This window comes from Enterobacter sp. DVT3837 (assembly GCF_056238685.1).
This window is the reverse complement of sequence record NZ_JBWDLA010000003.1, coordinates 249,620-271,180: the sequence shown is the minus strand read 5'-3', so window position 1 is coordinate 271,180 and position 21,561 is coordinate 249,620. Positions and strand designations below refer to the sequence as shown.

Sequence of the window (21,561 nt, the reverse complement as noted above, 5' to 3'; positions counted from 1 at the left end):
TTAAACTTACCCACCATGTTTTTCCCTTTCTACATTTAGCTGTGAATAGATTATTCGTCCAAATGCTTTTCACGCATTAAACTAAATGCCTTTTCAATTCAAGTAAATGCTTTTCTTATTCGATCAAATGCTTTTCGCATGCACCTGAATGCCGGATCATTGCTATTTCTTTTAAAAATCATCACGTTACAATGGTCGTGATCTTTATTGTTCTCTATTGATCTCTATTGATCTAAAGAATTGATCTATCTTGTGGAAAACGGGGATAAATTCCCTCTGAGAAAGAGCTCTGGCCCTACAAATTTAGGATTGGATACAAACCCTGTATAGAATGCAGCCGGGAAAAATATCAGTTAGCATGAAGTTATTAAGAAAGATAAATTCAAACTATTCAGATTTTCTTTTTAATTTAATTTTTAAAACAGCCTATTTTTGAATTAGTAAGATACCTAACCACTAAAAGAAATTTTGTTTTTTATGCCTTCAGAGTTGTTTGAATCTGAGAGCATTAATGTATCATGTAATAAAAAAAGGTGCTTATATGAATCATTGCGACTATCAGATTATTGAAATCAGCCCAAAAGATCTTATTATCGAGCCTGGATTTAATCCACGGGAAGCGGTAATCGGTGATGCTGCCAACTTACTGATTTAGTGTATGATGGTGTTTTTGAGGTGCTCCAGTGGCTTCTGTTTCTATCAACTGTCCCTCCTGTTCAGCTACTGACGGGGTGGTGCGTAACGGCAAAAGCACTGCCGGACATCAGCGCTATCTCTGCTCTCACTGCCGTAAAACATGGCAACTGCAGTTCACTTACACCGCTTCTCAACCCGGTACGCACCAGAAAATCATTGATATGGCCATGAATGGCGTTGGATGCCGGGCAACCGCCCGCATTATGGGCGTTGGCCTCAACACGATTTTCCGCCATTTAAAAAACTCAGGCCGCAGTCGGTAACCTCGCGCATACAGCCGGGCAGTGACGTCATCGTCTGCGCGGAAATGGACGAACAGTGGGGATACGTCGGGGCTAAATCGCGCCAGCGCTGGCTGTTTTACGCGTATGACAGGCTCCGGAAGACGGTTGTTGCGCACGTATTCGGTGAACGCACTATGGCGACGCTGGGGCGTCTTATGAGCCTGCTGTCACCCTTTGACGTGGTGATATGGATGACGGATGGCTGGCCGCTGTATGAATCCCGCCTGAAGGGAAAGCTGCACGTAATCAGCAAGCGATATACGCAGCGAATTGAGCGGCATAACCTGAATCTGAGGCAGCACCTGGCACGGCTGGGACGGAAGTCGCTGTCGTTCTCAAAATCGGTGGAGCTGCATGACAAAGTCATCGGGCATTATCTGAACATAAAACACTATCAATAAGTTGGAGTCATTACCCGTGTTGGTAAAATTTTTCAGGTTATACGATGATGGCGAAATAGTCCTTCTGATCGAAGGGTTATTTCGCTTTGTAACGTATTGCCGGGCTCTGTATTTATTAAAATAGTGGCATGTCTCATAGTGAATGTTGATTATTGGTGGCTTCCGGGGAGCAGAACGCTAACCAGGGTTAATCTTTACCGACAGGGGGAATTTTGTGGTGGTACAGGTGGGAAAACCAGGTTTGATGTTAAGTGAAAGAGCGGGTCATCTGGCATGGTGTGCCCTGATGGCACTGGCTTTGGCCAGACAGGATGGCGGAATACAGTCTGTGGCGCAGGAAAATCTGTTTCTTACCCGCTGGCTGGCAACAGCCCTGAAACAACGGCGTTTTTCTCGTGACGTCACGCCTGATATTGAGTGGCTGCTGAAACAGGGCCGCCAGTTGGGCGTCAGTGCGAAACTGGCCAGCAAGCTCCACTATCTCTGGCGGTCCTGTTCCGGTGAGTTGTCTGAGCAGAACGATCTTTTCCGGCTGACATATGCCCTGGAAACCGCGAGGGATATGCACTGGAATTACCGTCTGCTGAGTGACCGGGAATGGTCAGGTCGGTATGCAATCACGCTGAATGCCGGGGTGAATGGTATCTATCTCTCCCGGGCTAACCTTGAGATGGCTTTTGACGACAACGGCTGCCAGATAAAACCGCTGATAGCGCGGTTGACCGGCAGAGTTGAAGGCGTGGTGAAACTGTTTAACCGTTGTGGCTGGGGAGTTGAGCCTTCGCCTGAGGTTAGCCAGCCTCATGTGTACAGCCTGTCAGCTACACCGTTAGTAGATTACAGGGTTATTTAGCGGAGGATTTTTACCAGATTCCCTTCGGCTTACAGGGACCGGAACCCTTTTTATTGCAGGTTTCTTCAAATTTTTTAGGCAAGATCAACCAGGTTGTTCAGTTTTCATTACTTGAACGGGGGCGGAGACTGCTTATAAAATGTTAGGATTAATCCTAATGGAAAGGTATTATGGAAGCTGATAATTACCGGCTTAAGCGTGCTGCATGGATCATAACTTTCTTGTCCTGTGCTATTTTCTGGGGCAGCCTTTTTCTATGGTGGTTCTTTTGAAATCCAGTCTACCTGAGAAAAATAAAAGAACCCTTGCAGATAAAATAAAAAAACTCAATTTATCCAGTGAGCAGGAGGTATTTCTTCTTTCCTTGCTGGAAGAGAATGATGGTACAACTCATTTGTCCCCTGTCCGGAAAAAGAAAAAAGCAGCAAAAAATAAACAGGGCCGATAATTATAACCGCACAGATACACTGTGCTGAATTTGAATATGCAGGTATTCTATTTTTTTAATGGCAGAATAAATTATCAGAATTCGCTGGCGTGTGGAAGATGTAACATATCCGTACAGTGAGATTTCTGGCCGGGATTTAAAGCGCCAGTATTTCTGACGCTTGCCGTTATTCCAGGTTATTTCAGACCGTAAGTTGATACGGCATCCTGAAGTCTGGTGCTCCGTGTCATCAGATCCCGCGTGGAGCTGGCCGACTGTGCGACCATCGTGCTGTTATCCTGAGCCATCAGCTCCACCTTTTCAACAGAACGGTTAATGAGTGTCAACGCTGCCGTCTGTTCTTCTGTCGTGTGATAGAGCTCATTGATCATGGACGACACCCTGGAGACTTCGGCACGGATGCTTTCAATATGACCGCTGGCGATCTCTACGGTTTTTTCGCCGGAAGCCACGGTATCAACCGTCGCGCCAATGAGCCCCTTAATCTCTGCCGCTGCGGAAGCTGAATGCTGAGCCAGTTTTCTGACCTCGCTGGCCACCACGGCAAAACCGCGTCCATGTGAGCCTGCCCGTGCGGCCTCGACTGCGGCATTCAGTGCAAGAATGTTGGTCTGAAAAGCAATATTATCGATAACACTGATAATATTAACGATTTTTTCGCTGGCCTGAGAAATTGATTTCATCATGACCTTTGTTTCATTCATTGCTGCTTCACCTTTTCCGGCAGAGTCATCTGCGGAGGCTGCAAGTTTTACTGTTTCTGCAGCTGTATCCGCACTCTGACGCACTGCGGCCATCAGTTCTTCAGTGGCCTGAGCGGTATGCTGAAGATTCGCCAGCGTTTCTGTCGTCCGGGCATTCAGCTCCTCTGTTCCGGCAGCCAGTTGCGAGCCTGCCACCGACATTTCCCTGATTTGAACATCAGTATCGTTTACCAGTGAATAAAGACGGATCCCGACCTGGTTGACGTTACGCAACATCATGCCAATTTCATCAACCCTGTCGAGTCTGGGGGAGCCGGGCTCTTTGCCTGATGCCATATCCTGAAGATGTTTAAGCACCATACCCACAGGCTTGCTGATCTGCTGGCGTAAAAACCAGTCGGCGAGCAGGAAGGCGATTATCATCACACCGGGCAACACCCACGGAGAAGTGTCTGTCATGCTGCCGGCCAGGCTCATGAGCAGTGCCCCAGCAAGAGCGATCCGCATACGAGCCTGAACAGATATCTTTTTAAACAGGGATAAAAAGGAAAATAACCCGGTTCTGACAACAACGCCTTTATGCAGTTTTTTCCCACGCCCACGGTTCTCTTTCAGATGTATATAAAGCTGTTCTGCTTGCTTCACTTCTTCCGGCAGCGGCGTATAGCGGACGGACATGTACCCGAAAAGCTGGTTTCCTTTATAGAGAGGGGACATGTTTGCCCTGACCCAGTAATGATCACCGTCTTTACGACGGTTTTTGACCGTACCAGCCCAGCATTCTCCCTGCTTAAGCGTGTTCCACATATCACGAAATGCTTCCTCTGGCATATCCGGATGTCGCATGATGTTATGTGGCTGTCCGGACAGTTCCTCCTGCGTGTAACCGCTGGCCTCAATAAATGCTGAGTTTGTATAAGCGATATGACTGTGGATGTCTGTTGTGGACATCAGTACGATATTTTTATCCAGTACATACTCATTTTGAGTGACCGGAGAATTAATTCTCATGTTCATTATCCTGAATGAATAACGGAGATATCACTGGCATTCTTTTCTTTGTTTCTCTGTTCGTAACAGAATTGCCATAATAGATATCTTGAATGTCGTGTTTTATAATTATGTCGGAGTGACCAGGTGCCCCCCGGTCTGGCAGATGACTTTAGTATTGCATGGGAATAGTTCTCATTTTATTTTATGGGTTATGTAAATCCGTTTTCGTTTCTGATGCCGTGTGATACCCCTTCCTGATATTGCGTTCCGGAAAATGCAAGGAAGGGGAGAAACTGGCGAAGGAACAAATTAAATAATTAAAAATATAACCAGTGGCAGGAAGAGTTAACTCTCCCTGTGCAGGCTGGTTTATGGTGCTTTAAACGTTACGTCAGGATCTTGCTGTTCCGGAATGACAACTAATGTTCATCTGTAAACGCGCGGCATATTATATGACATATGTCACATTTTTTCCAAGAACATAAATGTGGAAATATTTAGACAAACAGGTTGATGAGTGGATTTTAACTTAAATTTTAAGATTGATATCTGATTTCGGGTGTTTCAGTGTGCACAGTACCAGGTTTTTCTGATTATTTATCCATTTTACTGACAAAGCATGGTTGGTAATGACTCCAACTTATTGATAGTGTTTTATGTTCAGATAATGCCCGATGACTTTGTCATGCAGCTCCACCGATTTTGAGAACGACAGCGACTTCCGTCCCAGCCGTGCCAGGTGCTGCCTCAGATTCAGGTTATGCCGCTCAATTCGCTGCGTATATCGCTTGCTGATTACGTGCAGCTTTCCCTTCAGGCGGGATTCATACAGCGGCCAGCCATCCGTCATCCATATCACCACGTCAAAGGGTGACAGCAGGCTCATAAGACGCCCCAGCGTCGCCATAGTGCGTTCACCGAATACGTGCGCAACAACCGTCTTCCGGAGCCTGTCATACGCGTAAAACAGCCAGCGCTGGCGCGATTTAGCCCCGACGTATCCCCACTGTTCGTCCATTTCCGCGCAGACGATGACGTCACTGCCCGGCTGTATGCGCGAGGTTACCGACTGCGGCCTGAGTTTTTTAAATGGCGGAAAATCGTGTTGAGGCCAACGCCCATAATGCGGGCGGTTGCCCGGCATCCAACGCCATTCATGGCCATATCAATGATTTTCTGGTGCGTACCGGGTTGAGAAGCGGTGTAAGTGAACTGCAGTTGCCATGTTTTACGGCAGTGAGAGCAGAGATAGCGCTGATGTCCGGCAGTGCTTTTGCCGTTACGCACCACCCCGTCAGTAGCTGAACAGGAGGGACAGCTGATAGAAACAGAAGCCACTGGAGCACCTCAAAAACACCATCATACACTAAATCAGTAAGTTGGCAGCATCACCGCGGTAATCGGTGATCTTTGTTACGAACAGGAGCCAGTAAAATCGGCAATTATTTCTCTCAAGCAAGCCTATAAAGAGGGGCGACGTGTTGATTTAATTAAGGTAGTAAAGAAGGACTCCAAGTACGTTGTCCGGCAAGGGCATTGTCGTTACAGAGCATTATTGCTTGCTCTCGCGGAAGGAGCTGACATCCAGCTCTTTTCAGTCGTACTTATGCACTACAAGGATAAAATCGAAGAATACCTAGAGAACCTTGATGGGAACAGGAATAACAGTCTCAATCCCGTTGCACTAGCTTACGCACTCGCAGAGACCCTGAAGCTTGGCTCTACCGTTGAATCCCTTGCTATGCGCTATCAGCGGTCTGGCACAGCGATTCGCAATCAGCTTAAAATCCTTGATATGCCTTTAGAACTGCAACGTTTAATCAGCCTAAACCTTATTAAAAAAACACTCGCGATTGAAATCATGTTGAAGTATTCCAATGATCATGCAAAAGTCCTTGCACACTTGGAGTCCTGTTCTTTTTTAGTGCCATCTTCTGGCGTACTTGATTTATCGAAACCAACAACCGTTGAAACAGCAACAAACAGTGAGCCACTCGAAGAACAGGAAAAACCTCCTGTACATATTAACCCTAAAGACATTAAAACAAAGTCTATCACTCGCAGTTCGTTAGGTATTAAACGTCTTTCACATAAAAAAACTGAACGGTTAAAAAATGAATTTATTGGTTTGATTGATAATGTAGGGTCAACAATGTCAGACAATAATAAACTGACAGAATTAATTTTAGACGGACAGCATTCTAATTTATTTATGAACGTCAGTAACACTTTAATCACAAAAACAAATGAAAGTGTAAAGATCACTTTAGATGAAGCAAAACTTCAACTTGTATTAAGTCTTCTAAATGATGAAAATACTGCAATCATCATTCCAAAATCTAAGGTTACAGAACTGAACGAAATTCGTGACCTTTTGACAAATGAGTAGATAGCTGAGGATAATTTATGGACAAGATTGTACATTTTACCGTCATTAATACTTTTAACGATTTACTTATTGCGAAAGCCTCGCTCGACCGTAACATTGTTGAGATCAACGCTGGTAAGCGCTTTGATCATTTTGAAGAAGGACATGATCAGTATGTACAGAAAGTGACTGACGCTTTACTTATCGTGGAGGGACGTCTGGAGAACCTTAAAAAATGAAACATTCAATTTTTTTTACTCACGATGGTTATTTATTGCCAGCGGTCGTAAAGCCTTTCCACGGTAACGATGGGCACTATTATGCCATGATCACACGTGAATGCTTTGCCTGCGGAGGGACAGGAGAAATCGCAAACGCCGTCTGCGTGACATGTAATGGAAGCAAAACGTCACCGGCCACAGAGGAAAAACTGGTACTGAAAGAGGGCATCGAATTTCTTGAAACTATCCCGGAATTTCGCTGCAATCCCGATCTAGACGCTTGGAAACGTAGGCACAGCGGGCACCTGGCATTGTTACAAGCCGATAATTCTAAGTTTGCAGTAAGCATTTCACAGCAGTTAAACAACAATCTCTTTTTAACAGTTCGTCAGTTAGAATCTTTCTACTCAACTTACCAACCCGTTTCTAAAGATTTGCCAGAAAACGCTGATGTACCTGTTGAGCATTCTTTCAGCATTGGTGATGTAGTGAGTATTGATATCATTTTTACAGAAGTGCGAGCTGCTTTTTCAAAAGGCTCCCACAGCTACTTTTTTACTTTTACAGGCAAAAAGCAGAATGATGGATTCGCATTAACAGGTAATGTGCAGGATCATGTTTTATTGGGGCATAGCTATCATCTTTCCGGAAGGGTGAGAAAGATCCACTATTTTGACTCTGTGCCCTACGCATTACTGACGGTGTTTAAATTAACCACAAAGCCTAGTGCGTAGTGAACAGAACTCCCAAATACAGGGTGTTTATTCATTAGCCACAGGCTTTCTGCACTGTCGTGCCGACTCACTCACGTCAAATTTGTTGCTCACGCATCGGGTTTTTACCCGGTTTTAAACTCTGAAAAATATGCCTATTTCTTTAAATTCAACACCCGTTATTAACTAATCTTTTAAATTAAAAATGATAATCTTATTAATTATATATTTAATTTTATTCTCCTTAACATTCAGGTTAAGGCGATTTTGTTAAAACGGAGTGATGTATGCAAAATGATCTTGGACTTGGGTTCATCTGCAAGTCAGCAAGAGCGTCAGCAAAAATTATATCCCGGAAAGTTACTTTTCCGCTAAATGGCTCGAGTACTACAAAACTTACCCTAACGGGACTACAGTGTCATCCATCCTGCCGGTTTCCGTTTTACCAGCTGTCTATGCTAATCCACAACCAGCTCGCTGATCATGCCGCCAACGTTGTCGATGAAAATGCTCCGTTCACTGTATCCATTAACATACATGAATGGCTGAGTCGTGCCAGAGTGGCATTTATTGATTATCACGGTCTGCGTAATACCGATAAAACAGCAATGATCACATTGGATCATCTGGAAGAATTACTTACTCACTTGTCGACTACATTGGCCGTATATATCCCGTATTCAAAGAAGCGCCTGAACTTTAGCTTTCTGACGTCCTTTACACTGATCAAAACATCACAGTCTTATACTTTGATGTTCCCTGGTGTGCTGCGGCCGATCTTGGTGTTACTTGGGGGGTTAATTCAGGAATTTATGACCGAGAAGTTATTGAAGAGACGTAATACCCAACTTGTCATTTTTGAATATTTGCGAAAGTCTCGGCGCCATTCCCATAAAATTACCGATATTGCTAACGCTCTTCAGTTGCAGACGGTGAACGTACGAATCATGCATGTTCTTACCCAACTTGCAGATCTGGGGCTTATATCGTTTATTTGTGAAGGTAAGAGAGGGGAGCGGTCCATCGAAGAGCTTCAGTTTATTCCTTATGCCAGTCGGGACCATTCCGAAGTTTTGAGCTTTGAGGAATGGATAAGCCCGATCGACTAACCACTGACTGTCACTTAACGAAGGACAGCCAGGATCTCTTTTTCCTTTTTTCGCGATTTTGATTGACTGCCGACAGAACGGTAAGCATTGAGAGTATGAATTTCAAAACCGCGTTCTTCATAGAGCTCCAGCGTAAAGGGAGTCAAGCTGTTGGATATGGCCACTGAAGCCCCTTTACGATGAGCTGCCACCAGCATATCCGCCAGTTTAACATGTGCGCTCTTATTGAACGGTATGCCGTCATAACTGACAAAGCTGGTTTTGCTGATTTTATCATAAGGCGGATCGCAATAAATTTGGTCACAACCACCAGCACTCTCCAACGTCAGACCAAAATCTGCGGTTGTCAGCTCAACGCCAGAAAGTCTGAATGAGAGATAATCGACTTTCTGGGGGTCCAGAGTTAACTTGGATCGATTCCCCCACGGAACTGAGTACTTACGTTTCAGATTGTAACGACACAGGCCGTTATATCCGAGTCGGTTCATTGCGTAGAAAAGGACTGCTCGTTGCAGCGGGGCATCATCCAAACTGGTGCTGTTAAACGTGTTCCTCAGCTTTAAGTAATCCTCTTTATCAAATTCCCTTTCCGCCAGAAGATTCACTTCTCTGATGAATGCCGATTTATTCCGCTGGATGTTGCGGTACAGATTGATTAGATCCGGATTACTGTCTGCCAAGAGTGCATCGGTGGCAAACATGTTAAGGAACACAGCGCCCCCGCCGATAAATGGTTCGACCCACCGGCGGCTCTGATCATGTGGGAAATGCTGACTGATGAATGGCATCAGTTTGGTTTTACCCCCCGCCCATTTGATGATTGGTGTATGTTTTCGCAACGCGTATTCTCCTTTAAGCATTATCGGTATGTCACCCTTATGGTACCGAAAGCCGGATTACAACCAACAAGGTTTAAGCAGGGAAAATCGCGGGTGTTGTGAAAGAAATTTTCATTCCGACACATTTTTTTATTTTTTTTCACTTTTTGGCAAAAAAGTTAACTACCTTCTTAGCTCGCATAAACATTTGTTTTTAATTGTTTATTTAATCTTTTAGGTCTGAGCATCAGAACGTTTTGCTTCGCGAAATTCGGAATAAACCCCAAAAGTACCTTTTTAACGAAAAAGTGAGATTTTTTTTTCCGATAGTATTCACGCACAGATGAAAGGTATGGCAAAAAAGAATACAACGGAGTATCTATGAGTGATCTGATGACTGATTCCCAGCAAACTAACTCACGGGTCTTTAAATCACCCCTCGTGTCATTTTCAACAGTGACAGGTTCCGGCCGATTCGTCAGTGGCATGAAGCAGTTCCGCGACGCGAACCCTGACCTTTGTAATGAAGTCACTGAACAAAAAGCTTGGGCTATCAACCCTTCAGTGGTTCAAATCTCGCCAGGCTTCAACTCCCGTGAGATGGGGATGGGGGAGGCATATTACCAGCTGCCGGAAGTCGTAGATCATCTCAATAACATCAAGTGTGCATTCATCCGGGGTGATTACGTTGACCCTATACGCGTTCTGATCAAAGACGGTATTCCGTACGTTCGCCAGGGCCATTGCCGTTTAAAAGCGGCTTTAATGGCTCAGGCAGAAGGACATACTGACCTCACCATTCTTTGCATCGAGATGAAAGCCGATGAGATCAGCTGCGAACTGACGACAATTGACGGGAACCGTGGTCTGGCTCTTTCTCCAGTGGCACTGGGTGAATCCTACAGACGTCTTCAGGCGCTGGGCGGATGGTCGCTTGATCGTATTGCCGAACGTGAGGGCAAGAGTAGTACAACCATTGCTGCTCTCATTCGTCTGACCGGATGCTCTGTCTACATCAAAAAATTAATCCATGCCGATGCTATTTCCTATGTTGCAGTCCTATCCCTTATTGATGAGTTCGGTGAAACGGAAGCCATCTCTCGTATCGAAAAAATGATCGCCGAGCTTGAGAAAGCTGATTCAAGCGGTATCAAGATTAAGAAGACGCCACGTGGCAGTATTCGTGTTGTCCCTTCCGATTTTAAACCGGCACGTGTTCCACCTGTTCTCGCCACAAAAGCCGTAGAAGGGGTCAAACTCATCACTACGAGTTTGTTGCAGAAACTCGGTGATATCCAACTTCCCGAAGTGACCGACTCCAGCGAAGATGAAGAAATTTCCTTTACGTTGAACCGAAGCATGCTGGAGATGCTCAAGAACCTGCAAAGTGAGATCACTGAAGCAGAAAACAAGCAGCTTCGCCGGGTCGAAAATCGGCAAGCTCGATTGAAAGGGGAGAAAGTGACTTACAAATCCGCGAAAAACACAAATACTGGCGGAGAACCACAATCTGAAGCACCACCAGCACAGGCCTGAATTATGCATTTCAACATATGAGTAGCACATAATTAGAAGTACGATATTCAAGAACGAGCCACCCAGGCTCACGCCCATTGCCCCTACTAAGTAGGGGCTTTTTTTGTCCTGTCTCCGGCACGCTTTCTCTTCATTAAAACGACATCTGTCTGTCCTACCTCCCGCAGCGCAACTTTCAATATTTTTATGTCGCCCAACCTATTAGCTTTTTGATCGAGGTTGTTATCCTGGTAATAGATAATTCCTACATAAAGGACTGGTGCTATGTCTGCTGTTGAATCTGATTTCCCCCAAATGGGCGCCCCAGGGAACTCTCTGGTCGCTTGTATGCCTCTAACTGGCCTCAGTGTTAACGAGGATAACTTTCTGCCCGAAATGCGGGAAGAGCTTGGCATCATTGCCAGCCAGGTCGAATCCTATAACGAAGAGCTTAGTTTACTGAGGTCCATGTCCACTCAGTTTATGAAATACGGAAATCAGAAGCTCTATTCCTACCTCTCGGGCTATAACCATCTCATTTCAGAAGCAGATGCCTTGTACGCAGAAAACGCACTTCGTTCTGAGTACTGGAAGCGGGTAATGGCCCTTACCGATGTGCTGTCCGTGATGTCTGACGAAAAAAAGAACGAATGGGACAAGCAATTTACTGCTGACCGATATCACCGGCCTCCGCAGGAGATCCCTGAGTTTACACTCGACGCAGTAGTTGCCACGGTTGTCACATTGCTCAATGACCGGCATCAGTTCATTAAAGAGCGCGTCTATGCCGTTTTTCAATCATTAAGCCGTCACCACAAAACCAATAAAGCGTTTGGTTTCTCAACCCGCATGATCACCGTCGGCGTCTGTGAAGGGGTGAAAGACAAGTGGGTAAAACTTAAAGTTGAATTCAAAGAATCAGGACTCATGCCACTGTCGGAACTGCGGGTGATCTGTTCTTATTTCCGGGGAGAAACAGTTAAACCGGTCTATGACACGAAAAAAATGGTAGAGAATATGGTTGGTCATGCTGGGTTCAGAAATTGGATCAGCCTGGATGGCAACAGTATTCGTTTTCGGGTTTACAAGAATGGTTCGATGCACATTGATGTACATCCTGATATTGCAGAACGGCTTAACAACATTCTTGCTGCCATTGTCCCTCTGGCGCTGCCTACTGAACGCTTAGCCCATTACAAAGCCACGTTGCAGGAGTTCCCGGCACTGAAACGCTGCATCGATTTTCATTCACGGATGCAGCTCGCAGAGCTGGAATTCACTCGGAATGAAAAGGAATGGTCCAGCTGGACATCGCTCGGTTATGCCGGTGAGTTCGCTGATAAAACGCGGCAGGTGAACGCGGAGGTTCTGCGTTTCCTCGGTGCCCGGATTACTAGCTACCATGTGACATTTGATTATGACCCGACCGAAGTGATGCGCTTCATCGGTCATATGGGTGCCATGCCCGATATTGTATCCCACCAGTTTTACCCTTCATCGCTGCGACTCAGTGAATACGTCGCATCCATTATTGCGACCGGGGAGGGGGAGCGGCTGCTAGAGCCAAGCATCGGGCACGGGGATTTGCTGCAATGTTTCCCTAAGAGCGTCAACGTTACCGGCATCGAACTGGATACACTGAATTGTCTGGTCTCCCGAGCTAAAGGTTACGATACAACGGAGGCCGATTTTCTGGCATGGTCAGCAGCGAACCCGAATCAGAAATTCGACTGCGTGGTGATGAACCCACCTTTTGCTGACAACCGGGCTAAACTCCATCTACTGGCCGCTGCGTCTCATCTAGTTTCCGGCGGGCGTTTAGCGGCCGTCCTGCCGCTATCCCTTCAGGGGATCGATAACCTGCTGGGCGAGGGATACCGTGCTGAATGGATGGACACCTTCGATAACGAGTTTGACAACACTGCCGTCTCCGTCCGTGTTCTGTATGTAGAATGCCTTTAACTGAAGGAAAGACCATGTCTGAAATCTCACCTGGCCTGCCAGAGGACCAAAATGATGTTGAATTTATGATGGATGATTTCCAGCAGAGCCTGGGGAAAAGTAAACCGGTACATGAAGTACAATTTCTGGGAGAGTCACCGCAAAGTGAAGAATCCGCCAACGCTGCCGATTCGCCCTGGTTTGAAAACTAACCTGTTAAAGGAGTTGGTACAGATTGCTCCCTTTATGGGCTCCCTACAAGATAGCGGGGAGCCCGAGCAGTGGTTATTACTCAGGATGAGATAAACTGTGATTAATAGTGCATGTTAAGCACTTCGCATTCCTGCTTTTATTGGCGAACATTTCACTATTTTTTTTCTTGTTTTTTATATCCCCTTCCCAGAAAAGTTAGCCTTGCTCACTTGGTATTATTGATACCTTGACTGGGGGAGGATAATCATGAAATGCAGGGCGATACTTTTAGCACCACTCATAGCTTTTTCGTTTACGGCACAAGCTGAGATTGCAGAGTTAAGATTCAATGACACTCAGAATCAACCAAAGATTGTTGTTCCATCTGTGCAGTGGATTAATCCAGCAACCTCATTCGAGGCTGATGTAATCTCCGGCTTAGACCGGTACGTCCAGTTGTCGTTACTTAATGTCAACGGTGCAAGCTTGTGGAGCACGAAAAGTAGCAAAGTTACGGTTGATGACCGTATGACCTCCAGTAGCGGGTATGACTATTATGGAAAAAGGTTAAGTGTCCCTGCGTTTGGTGAAGATAATTACACCCTGAGGGAAGTGATCACAGATCTCCAGAATAATGAAATTTCTCGCCGGGACTACGTTATATCTATCGACCGCACTCCCCCTAAAACTAGCACAATTGGATATACGCGAAATGGATGGCAATATGGTAGCGAAGCCATCTTTACCAGCGTTCCTTCAGGTATGCAGTATGCCTCTGTTCAGGCTCTCGTCTTTTCAGGCCTTTCAGACAGTCGCTCTGGTCTCGACCGGGCTGAGTACTTTCTTGTCGATTCGAACGGCGTTGAACGAAAGAGAGGGGCTGTAATTAACCTGGTCGATAATTCAGTAACCGTCCAAAATACTACTGCGAGCGATCCAGCCCTGGCGCCAGCTTCTCAGTCTGAATACCGTATGGGCCTTTATGTTTATGACAAGGCAGGAAATAAAGCATCAGTAAGCAGACAAAGTGTGATTGATCGGGTCAACCCTCCTTCTGTTCTACAGGTGCTTAATACCAGGTCAAATACCTGGGAAAACTACTCAGCTGGGATAACTGTTTACAGTAATCCAATATCATTGCGGGTACTCAGGAATAAAAGTAACTTTACTGCTGCTAATAAAACAAGCTTTGGGTGGGCAGATGCCAATTATCAAAGTTCTGACAGCACATATAATATTTATTCGTTCAATTTTGTTTTCCCCAGTACCGGTGATATTTATCACGAATTCCAGACACTTGCGGGAGGCGTTCGTCGGTACCATCACTCTGAGTTATCTTTCACTCCTTCCCCAACCATGGAACTTGCACCAAAGGTCACAAGCAAAGAAATTTTTCGTAGTGATACCGGTAAATGGAGCAGTGCTACTGGGAATGTAAGAACTGCCAAATTTACCCAAATACGCGTGACTACCGAACCTCGTAACTATGTACAACGGGTTGCAGCTAATTCGAACCGTAACTGGTACTGCCTTATCCCGGTAGGAAGCACTGGTTGTACCATGAACGTGGATTATACCTTTACTTCCGATAAGGGGATGCAATACATCCATCTGGTCTCAGGTAAAGACGGTACTGCTATTTATGATAATCTGGCTGGGGCATTCGTAGTGATTTGGGATAACAACCCACCGGTTATTAACGCCGTAAAAATTAACCGTATGGATAAAAATGTAACCATGACGGTTACTGATGATGACCGGATAAATGGATGGCAAATAGGAGCATGGGATACTCGAGAATTTGGCGTGGTGCTTAAAACCGAAACGGGGAATGTGATTGACCTACCCGCCAGGACATGGACAGAGAGTGATTTTAAAACAAAAAACGCGGTCATTTCCTATGCTGATCTGCCGGACGGCAAATATACCGTTCTGTCCGCCTATGCAAGAGATCTTGTGGGCAACACGGCAAACTACGTGATAAATGATTTGCTTACCATTGACTCCACTGCCCCTCTAATTTCCTACCGGTATCTGAATGATGATCCTGAAGGCAAACTGGTTAAGGGACTAGAAAACCTCAGAATTAGTGTAGCTGACCCTTCAGGTGACGCCTCGCTTGAATCACTGGTGTTGAGCGGTGGACCAAACAGTGAACAGGTGACATTAGCTTATTCCAGTCAGGGCTCAGGAGTTTATACGCCAGAGTACCCGCGTATCTTTCCCGTAATAGCAAAAGAGGATGGCATTTATACAATTGAAGCTCACGCAGTCGATGCCTCTGGAAACCGGTCCTCGAAAAAGCTCAATTTCCTCTATCAACCAGCAAACATGATCACTCTGGACAGGCTACGTACCCTTGCTACTGCGGCTGCACTAAAGACCACGGATAACCAGCCACTGGCTTTTATCCGGACAAGCGTACTTCGCCGAAAGGATGGTTCTGTCATTACTGGGCAGTTAAACGGTACGCTGTCCGTGCGGAAAGATGCTGACTTCCCGGTAAGTGTAGCTGGCGTAACCGTTGCGCCAGGAGAGACAAAGGCAATCATTTTTGATATGGGGCAGGGTGAAGAACGTATTTATTCTGTCACACCAGGAAAGAGTGGCGTTTCTGGTACATCTGAGTTTGCCGTGGAATTCCCGCAGTTCTGAATAATTTTGGGGTGTCGTTAAGTCGGCACCTTGCTGAAATATAGCCAAACCTCCACCCATATCTTTCAGTTCCCGCACTGTGGCATTTACATCAAAACATGAATTCTTGCTTACTTGTTCGTGTACGAAAAGTCACTTTTTCTCGTCCTGGTGAAGATCCATCTCAATAGTCAATCCGTTGCCAATTTTTACCTCGCCAAAGTTGTTATAACGGACATTTTCAAAAGTTTAAAGCTATGAAATACCTCTGATAACCAGCAAGGTCAGAAGAAATGATTTTGTAAAATAGGGACAAATACATCCCGGGAGCATCACATGCGTAAAATACTGACAGGCTGTATCATTGCCACGGCCATCTCTTCAACTTATCCGGCGGCGGCTCAGATTTTCAGTTATTCCTATACCGACACCAATCAGCTGGCAATGACGCTTAAGCCTGCAACGCAGAGCTATCTCAATCCGGCTGGCGCCCTGACCCTAAACTTAATTTCCGGTCTAGACCGGTACGAACGTGTGACTGTAACCAGGGACAGTGATAAAAAGGTTATGTATTCGGGACTAACGGCCAAGATAAGTGTTGCAGACCGCATTGTTGCTGCCGACGGCACAGAGTATTACGGAAAGGACATGGGGTTACCTGCACTTGGTGAAGGGTCTTTCACGGTAATCAATGACACGCTAGATCTCCAGCAAGCCGTCGTAAGTTCCACAACGTATCGTTTCACCATCGATACTACAGCGCCGAAGTACACCAGCATATACCCAAGCCAGAACGCAGGCTATGACATGGTCCTGAGTGGACCACTTTGGGAGCTCGGTCGCGGAGGTTCTGGCCAGTTTTCCATCTTTGCTGACGGCGTTGATGATGCGTATGGCATAGACAAGATCCGGTTGGTCATCAAGCGCAGCAATGGAACAGTCGTTTCCGATAATACACTCAGCTACGACACGGCGGCAAAACGTGCCTTTTACCCCTGGATAAAGGAAGCGGTCACTCAACCTGGCATGCCCACCAGCGATCTCAATGAAGAATTCACCTTCAATTTTATCATCACTGATAAGGCCGGAAACACGCTGAATATTCCGCCGCAGCGCTTTTTATTTGATGACCAGATGGGGGAATATACGCCCTTTGCGGTCCATGACTCACGAGTCAGTACGAGTGTGGTTCCAGGGATCTCTTCAGGGTACGTACCGTTTGTGCGGGGGCTCTCTGTACTCGAAAACCCGTACCGGATGGTCATTCGTATTCCCCGAACTAACTGGCAGCCATACCGTAACGGCGGCATCACCATTCTTAACAATTATGGCGGCTCTAAGGTTATTTCAGAAGACACGACCTATGTGTACGTAGAAGTGAAGCTCCCACAGGGTACTCTGGATGGAAACTACTATCGCCCTGTGAACAGGTACCAATGGGCCGGTGGCGGTCTGACTCAGTACGCCTCCTGGCTGAACTGGGACCCGGCGGCGGTAAAAAGTCCTGCGTGGGGGAGTCCTGCGATTGAGCGACAGAAGTCTGACGGCACTTGGTTCAATAGCGTCGACTGGAAAAATTTTCTGGCTTCAGATATGCCGGTGAACCTAACCAAGATCCGTTTCACTGTGCAAGCACGCCCCTACGAACAAGCAATTACCGGCAGTGCCACCTGCAAGATCCCTGCCGGGTCAACGTCGTGTACTGTCGACCTGACACAGGCGATTACAAACGGTACCACCGGCTATATACATACTGCCTATGAAGTGCGTTCGACAACCGAGTCCACCTTCTTCATGCCGCTCTGGGAAAACATCGCCTGGCATACAAAGGGGCCCACAGTTACTGGCTACAACTACAATGATGCGACCAACATTCTTCAGGTATTCGTCAACGAGCCAGGAGACGGATGGTATTTCGATGCCGTTAAACTGAGCCGGGTGTGGTTGTCTGACAAATCCCGCAATAACGCGGATATCAACGTGACAGGAAAACAAACGGGGCGTAACACAGCAACCGGGAATTATACTTACGACTTCAACCTGAAACAGATCCCGGAGGGCAGCTATAACGTGCAGCTCAACGCCCAGGATTCTTTCAGCAACACGGGAAGCTTAGCCTACAAAACCGTGACGGTCGATAACTCGCCGCCGTCCATCAGTATCAACTACGAAAACAAACCTATCACCAGCAACGTGACAGTGTTCGGCTTGGAAAACGTCCGAATTCAGCTCGCAGATACGCTGACCAAACCCTCGTTAACTCGCATGACGCTTCGAGGTGGACCGGTATCTGATGCTGTTGAGTTGTCCTGGGTAAATCTCGGAAATGATCTCTATACACCGAATTACCCGAAGATCTTCCCGTCACTTAATGACGGTGAAACCTACACGTTGACCGTGTATGCCAAAGACGAGATGAACAACGTTAAAGAAAGCGCCGTCGAATTTAACTACCTGCCGAACAACCTGGTACGTCTGGAGAACCTTAAGACCATCTCCGTCAGTACCGCCCTGAAAACGTCCGACAACACGCCGCTGGCTGTACTGTATGCCAGCCAGCTGCGCAAGAAGGACGGTTCTATCGCAACAGGGAAACAGGACGCGATACTGACGGTACGTAAGGATGCGGCCTTCGGCGTTACGGTGAATGGGGTTTCCGCAGCACCAGGGGAGAGCAAAAACGTTCAGCTGGATCTGGGTCTGGGTGACAGCCGCAGCTTCCCGATTTTCCCATCGATTTCCGGCGTCAGCGGAACGTCAGAATTTATGCTGAATATCGAGGAACTGAAGTAAAAGCGAGGCAGGGTGACCCGGTACCGGGTCACCCTTTCAAGGTAATGGCACCGCGATGATGATTATCCCATCTTATCCAGATTCCGGTCACAGGTTTATGCACCGTTTTTGTGGATAACCTGATGTCCCATCACTAAAACCGCAAATGAAACTGGCCTGCCGCTCTCTGCGGATCTGCCCATACACCTACCCGTCAGCATGGATCAACACATCATTCACCCGGCATAGTGGATTTGGGCAACTCTCCTAACCGGGAAGCGTGTTGCTTTTCATCTTTAGCCACGAAAACCCATCCTTAAGAGGCGCCTAAACGGGAGGCTTTTTTATTTCACCATGACTCCAGCACCGAAATTCGCTGGACTACGCTACAGCCCGATACAGCAGGTTTATCAATGACTTAAGCGAGTTCAACATATGCCGGTGCTTTCCGAAACCTGACCTGACTTCCGACCGCCTGACTCCTATCCGGCCCTTGGAATCCAGGTCTTTCCAAGGAGTCATCATGGCTAAGATCAAACTCACTAAGTCCGCTGTCGATGCGGCGCAACCCCAGGCAGAGGCCGTCGAACTCCGGGACACGCTGGTCCCCGGCTTCCTGTGCAAGATTACCCCGGCGGGTCGCAAGGTGTTCATGCTCCAGTACCGGACGAACGCTGGCGAGCGCCGCAAGCCCTCGCTAGGACTGTACGGGGAGCTGACCGTCGAACAGGCGCGGTCGCTGGCGCAGGAATGGCTGGCCCAAGTCCGCCGAGGCGGAGATCCCGCCGCAGAGAAGGCGGAGGCGCGCCAGGCACCTACGGTCAAGGAGCTATGCACGAAGTTCATGGAGGACTACTCCAAGAAGCGCAACAAGCTCAGCACCCAAGCCGGCTATCAGGCTGTCATCAATCGCAACATTATTCCGCTGCTGGGACGCAAGAAAGTTCAGGACGTGAAGCGTCCTGAAATCGCCGGACTGATGGAAAAGCTTTCGTACAAGCAGACCGAGGCGAACAAGGTATTCAGCGTCTTGCGCAAGATGTTCAACATGGCCGAGGTATGGGGCTATCGGCCCGACGGTACCAACCCTTGCCGTCACGTCCCGATGTTCCCTGCCGGCAAATCGACTCACCTCATCAGCGACGAAGAAATGGGCAACCTGTTCCGACAGCTCGACAAGATCGAGTCGGAGGGGCTGGAGAACTACGTCATCCCTTTGGGAATCCGCCTGCAGTTCGAGTTCGCCGGCCGCCGCTCGGAAATCATCGCGCTGGAATGGAACTGGGTTGACTTGCAGAACCGGCGCGTCGTCTGGCCTGACAGCAAGACAGGCGGCATGTCTAAGCCCATGAGCGAGGAAGCCTATCGGCTACTCTCGACGGCACCCCGGCAGGAGGGTAGCCGCTATGTGCTGCCTTCTCCTAGCCACGCTGGCAAGCATCTAACCACGGGCGAGTATTACGGTGGCTGGAGCCGTGCGCTCAAGGCGGCTGGCGCTACGCACGTGGGCACGCACGGCATCCGCCACCGTTCGGCGACCGACATTGCCAATTCGGGCATCCCGGTCAAGGTCGGCATGGCGCTAACGGCGCACAAGACCGTCGTCATGTTCATGCGCTACGTCCACACCGAGGATAAGCCGGTGCGAGAGGCGGCCGAACTGGTGGCGAATCGGCGTAAGACGATCACCGGGATGCAGGGAGCCAAGGAGGTGGCCGCATGACCCGGCGCAAGGCATCCGTCTCAGCGCCAGCAGCGCCGCCCGCGCTGCTGGGCGACATCCGGGCACTGATCGAAGCGTCGCGCCAGCGCGTCGCCTCGGCGGTCAATGCCGAGCTGACATTGCTGTTCTGGCGCATTGGCCAGCGCATCCATACGGAAGTGCTTGCCGGGCAGCGGGCCGGGTACGGCGACGAAATCCTGCCGACCCTGGCGGCGCAGCTTGTCCGCGACTACGGACGTAGCTTCGCGGACAAGAACCTGCGCCGGATGGTGCAGTTCGCCGCCACCTTCTCGGACGAGCCAATTGTCGTGACGCTGTCACGACAATTGAGCTGGTCGCATTTCGTGGCGCTGCTGCCGCTAAAAGACCCGCTCCAGCGGGACTACTACGTGCAAATGGCCAGCGCCGAACGCTGGAGCGTGCGGACGCTACGCGAGCGCATCGACTCGATGCTATACGAGCGCACGGCGCTGTCCAAGAAGCCGGACGAGACGATCACGCAAGAGCTGGCGGCGATGCGCGATGCGCAGCGCATGTCGCCGGCGCTGGTCATGCGCGACCCGTACATCCTCGACTTCCTGGGCCTGCGCGATACCTGGCAGGAAGGCGACCTGGAAGCCGCGATCATCCGCGAAATGGAGTCTTTTTTGCTGGAGTTGGGCGCGGGCTTCTCTTTCCTAGCCCGGCAGAAACGCATCCAGATCGACGACGAGGATTTCCACCTGGACCTGCTGTTCTATAACCGCAAGCTGCGGCGGCTGGTGGCGGTGGAGTTGAAGATCGGCGAGTTCAAGGCAGCATACAAGGGGCAGATGGAGCTTTATTTGCGTTGGCTCGACAAGCACGAACGCGAACCGGAGGAAGCCTCGCCGCTGGGCATCATTCTTTGTACCGGCAAGAAGTCAGAGCAGATCGAGTTGCTGGAGCTGGACAAGTCGGGCATCCACGTAGCCGAATACCTGACGACCCTGCCGCCGCGTGCGGTGCTGGGGGAGCGGTTGCAGCAGGCGACCGAACGGGCGCGGTTGCAGATCGAGCAGCGGCAGCCTGGCGAGAAGTCCTGACAGCAGCATCTGTCCAAACGTACACCCAAACCACAGCACGAGCATGTGGCAACGGATCTCTTGCTCTATCGAGGCTCCATGCTAGTGTGGAATCGCCATAGGCCGATAAGGA

The 21,561-nt window shown here is 48.2% G+C and carries 17 protein-coding genes; 14 read left to right on the top strand and 3 right to left on the bottom strand.

Going from position 1 to position 21,561, the window contains the following annotated elements; genetic code table 11:
• Positions 1–683 precede the first annotated feature (683 nt).
• The 3 genes from AC0XWG_RS24525 (at position 684) to AC0XWG_RS24515 (ending at position 2,682) form a co-directional block, all read left to right on the top strand.
• A protein-coding gene (locus AC0XWG_RS24525; RefSeq protein WP_227525589.1) for an IS1-like element IS1B family transposase occupies positions 684–1,381 on the top strand; the annotation gives its coding sequence in 2 pieces (ribosomal slippage) (positions 684–933 and positions 933–1,381; 699 coding nt in all).
• Positions 1,382–1,625: 244 nt separating this feature from the next.
• Complete coding sequence (locus AC0XWG_RS24520; protein ID WP_435561506.1) at positions 1,626–2,234, top strand: DUF2913 family protein; 609 nt, start codon at positions 1,626–1,628, stop codon at positions 2,232–2,234.
• Between the two features lie 205 nt (positions 2,235–2,439).
• Positions 2,440–2,682: a hypothetical protein gene (locus AC0XWG_RS24515; RefSeq protein ID WP_172700891.1), complete on the top strand. Its 243-nt coding sequence runs from the start codon at positions 2,440–2,442 to the stop codon at positions 2,680–2,682.
• Between the two features lie 176 nt (positions 2,683–2,858).
• On the opposite strand, the gene AC0XWG_RS24510 is transcribed toward AC0XWG_RS24515, so the two are convergent.
• Entirely contained in the window at positions 2,859–4,397 is a 1,539-nt protein-coding gene (locus AC0XWG_RS24510; protein ID WP_032427716.1) for a methyl-accepting chemotaxis protein, read from the bottom strand.
• Between the two features lie 622 nt (positions 4,398–5,019).
• Positions 5,020–5,717, bottom strand: a protein-coding gene (locus AC0XWG_RS24505; RefSeq protein WP_095033700.1) for an IS1-like element IS1B family transposase whose coding sequence is annotated in 2 segments (ribosomal slippage) — positions 5,020–5,468 and positions 5,468–5,717 — 699 coding nt in all. Because the reading frame shifts where the segments join, the coding sequence is not laid out codon by codon here.
• Positions 5,718–5,985: 268 nt separating this feature from the next.
• On the opposite strand from AC0XWG_RS24505, the gene AC0XWG_RS24500 reads away from it, so the two are divergent.
• The 4 genes from AC0XWG_RS24500 (at position 5,986) to AC0XWG_RS24485 (ending at position 8,790) form a co-directional block, all read left to right on the top strand.
• Positions 5,986–6,768 (top strand): hypothetical protein, encoded by a 783-nt coding sequence (locus tag AC0XWG_RS24500; protein WP_475681137.1) that lies wholly within the window; start codon positions 5,986–5,988, stop codon positions 6,766–6,768.
• A 17-nt stretch (positions 6,769–6,785) separates the two neighbouring features.
• On the top strand, positions 6,786–6,986 hold the full coding sequence (locus AC0XWG_RS24495) for a hypothetical protein (protein WP_022652148.1): 201 nt from the start codon (positions 6,786–6,788) through the stop codon (positions 6,984–6,986).
• Positions 6,983–7,702, top strand: coding sequence for a DnaJ-like cysteine-rich domain-containing protein (locus tag AC0XWG_RS24490; RefSeq protein WP_015063095.1), 720 nt, complete (start codon positions 6,983–6,985; stop codon positions 7,700–7,702). Before AC0XWG_RS24495 ends, AC0XWG_RS24490 begins: the two co-directional genes overlap by 4 nt.
• Positions 7,703–7,968: 266 nt before the next feature.
• Positions 7,969–8,790 carry a hypothetical protein gene (locus AC0XWG_RS24485; RefSeq protein WP_015063094.1) on the top strand — a complete coding sequence of 274 codons (822 nt, stop codon included), beginning with the start codon at positions 7,969–7,971 and terminating at the stop codon, positions 8,788–8,790.
• A 14-nt stretch (positions 8,791–8,804) separates the two neighbouring features.
• Here AC0XWG_RS24485 and AC0XWG_RS24480 read toward each other — a convergent pair whose 3' ends face one another.
• Positions 8,805–9,650, bottom strand: coding sequence for a DNA adenine methylase (locus AC0XWG_RS24480; RefSeq protein WP_015063093.1), 846 nt, complete (start codon positions 9,648–9,650; stop codon positions 8,805–8,807).
• 339 nt (positions 9,651–9,989) lie between these two features.
• On the opposite strand from AC0XWG_RS24480, the gene AC0XWG_RS24475 reads away from it, so the two are divergent.
• The 7 genes from AC0XWG_RS24475 (at position 9,990) to AC0XWG_RS24445 (ending at position 21,449) form a co-directional block, all read left to right on the top strand.
• On the top strand, positions 9,990–11,144 hold the full coding sequence (locus tag AC0XWG_RS24475) for a ParB/RepB/Spo0J family partition protein (RefSeq protein WP_040115173.1): 1,155 nt from the start codon (positions 9,990–9,992) through the stop codon (positions 11,142–11,144).
• Between the two features lie 264 nt (positions 11,145–11,408).
• Complete coding sequence (locus tag AC0XWG_RS24470; RefSeq protein ID WP_040115175.1) at positions 11,409–13,085, top strand: DUF4942 domain-containing protein; 1,677 nt, start codon at positions 11,409–11,411, stop codon at positions 13,083–13,085.
• Positions 13,086–13,099: 14 nt separating this feature from the next.
• Entirely contained in the window at positions 13,100–13,276 is a 177-nt protein-coding gene (locus tag AC0XWG_RS24465; protein WP_044256769.1) for a hypothetical protein, read from the top strand.
• Positions 13,277–13,523: 247 nt separating this feature from the next.
• Positions 13,524–15,911, top strand: a complete 2,388-nt coding sequence (locus AC0XWG_RS24460) for an Ig-like domain-containing protein (protein ID WP_040115176.1) — start codon at positions 13,524–13,526, stop codon at positions 15,909–15,911.
• 315 nt (positions 15,912–16,226) lie between these two features.
• Positions 16,227–18,683 carry an Ig-like domain-containing protein gene (locus tag AC0XWG_RS24455; protein ID WP_040115178.1) on the top strand — a complete coding sequence of 819 codons (2,457 nt, stop codon included), beginning with the start codon at positions 16,227–16,229 and terminating at the stop codon, positions 18,681–18,683.
• Between the two features lie 502 nt (positions 18,684–19,185).
• On the top strand, positions 19,186–20,385 hold the full coding sequence (locus AC0XWG_RS24450; RefSeq protein WP_004883034.1) for a tyrosine-type recombinase/integrase: 1,200 nt from the start codon (positions 19,186–19,188) through the stop codon (positions 20,383–20,385).
• Entirely contained in the window at positions 20,382–21,449 is a 1,068-nt protein-coding gene (locus AC0XWG_RS24445) for a PDDEXK nuclease domain-containing protein (RefSeq protein ID WP_004883035.1), read from the top strand. Before AC0XWG_RS24450 ends, AC0XWG_RS24445 begins: the two co-directional genes overlap by 4 nt.
• Positions 21,450–21,561: the final 112 nt, after the last annotated feature.

Excerpts from the sequence above, each read along its gene's own strand:
- AC0XWG_RS24490 (WP_015063095.1), top strand. The coding sequence starts at position 6,983 with ATGAAACATTCAATTTTTTTTACTCACGATGGTTATTTATTGCCAGCG.
- AC0XWG_RS24445 (WP_004883035.1), top strand. The coding sequence starts at position 20,382 with ATGACCCGGCGCAAGGCATCCGTCTCAGCGCCAGCAGCGCCGCCCGCG.
- AC0XWG_RS24450 (WP_004883034.1), top strand. The coding sequence starts at position 19,186 with ATGGCTAAGATCAAACTCACTAAGTCCGCTGTCGATGCGGCGCAACCC.
- AC0XWG_RS24455 (WP_040115178.1), top strand. The coding sequence starts at position 16,227 with ATGCGTAAAATACTGACAGGCTGTATCATTGCCACGGCCATCTCTTCA.
- AC0XWG_RS24460 (WP_040115176.1), top strand. The coding sequence starts at position 13,524 with ATGAAATGCAGGGCGATACTTTTAGCACCACTCATAGCTTTTTCGTTT.
- AC0XWG_RS24510 (WP_032427716.1), bottom strand. The coding sequence starts at position 4,397 with ATGAGAATTAATTCTCCGGTCACTCAAAATGAGTATGTACTGGATAAA.
- AC0XWG_RS24495 (WP_022652148.1), top strand. The coding sequence starts at position 6,786 with ATGGACAAGATTGTACATTTTACCGTCATTAATACTTTTAACGATTTA.
- AC0XWG_RS24470 (WP_040115175.1), top strand. The coding sequence starts at position 11,409 with ATGTCTGCTGTTGAATCTGATTTCCCCCAAATGGGCGCCCCAGGGAAC.
- AC0XWG_RS24515 (WP_172700891.1), top strand. The coding sequence starts at position 2,440 with ATGGATCATAACTTTCTTGTCCTGTGCTATTTTCTGGGGCAGCCTTTT.
- AC0XWG_RS24480 (WP_015063093.1), bottom strand. The coding sequence starts at position 9,650 with ATGCTTAAAGGAGAATACGCGTTGCGAAAACATACACCAATCATCAAA.
- AC0XWG_RS24520 (WP_435561506.1), top strand. The coding sequence starts at position 1,626 with ATGTTAAGTGAAAGAGCGGGTCATCTGGCATGGTGTGCCCTGATGGCA.
- AC0XWG_RS24485 (WP_015063094.1), top strand. The coding sequence starts at position 7,969 with ATGCAAAATGATCTTGGACTTGGGTTCATCTGCAAGTCAGCAAGAGCG.
- AC0XWG_RS24475 (WP_040115173.1), top strand. The coding sequence starts at position 9,990 with ATGAGTGATCTGATGACTGATTCCCAGCAAACTAACTCACGGGTCTTT.
- AC0XWG_RS24465 (WP_044256769.1), top strand. The coding sequence starts at position 13,100 with ATGTCTGAAATCTCACCTGGCCTGCCAGAGGACCAAAATGATGTTGAA.
- AC0XWG_RS24500 (WP_475681137.1), top strand. The coding sequence starts at position 5,986 with ATGCACTACAAGGATAAAATCGAAGAATACCTAGAGAACCTTGATGGG.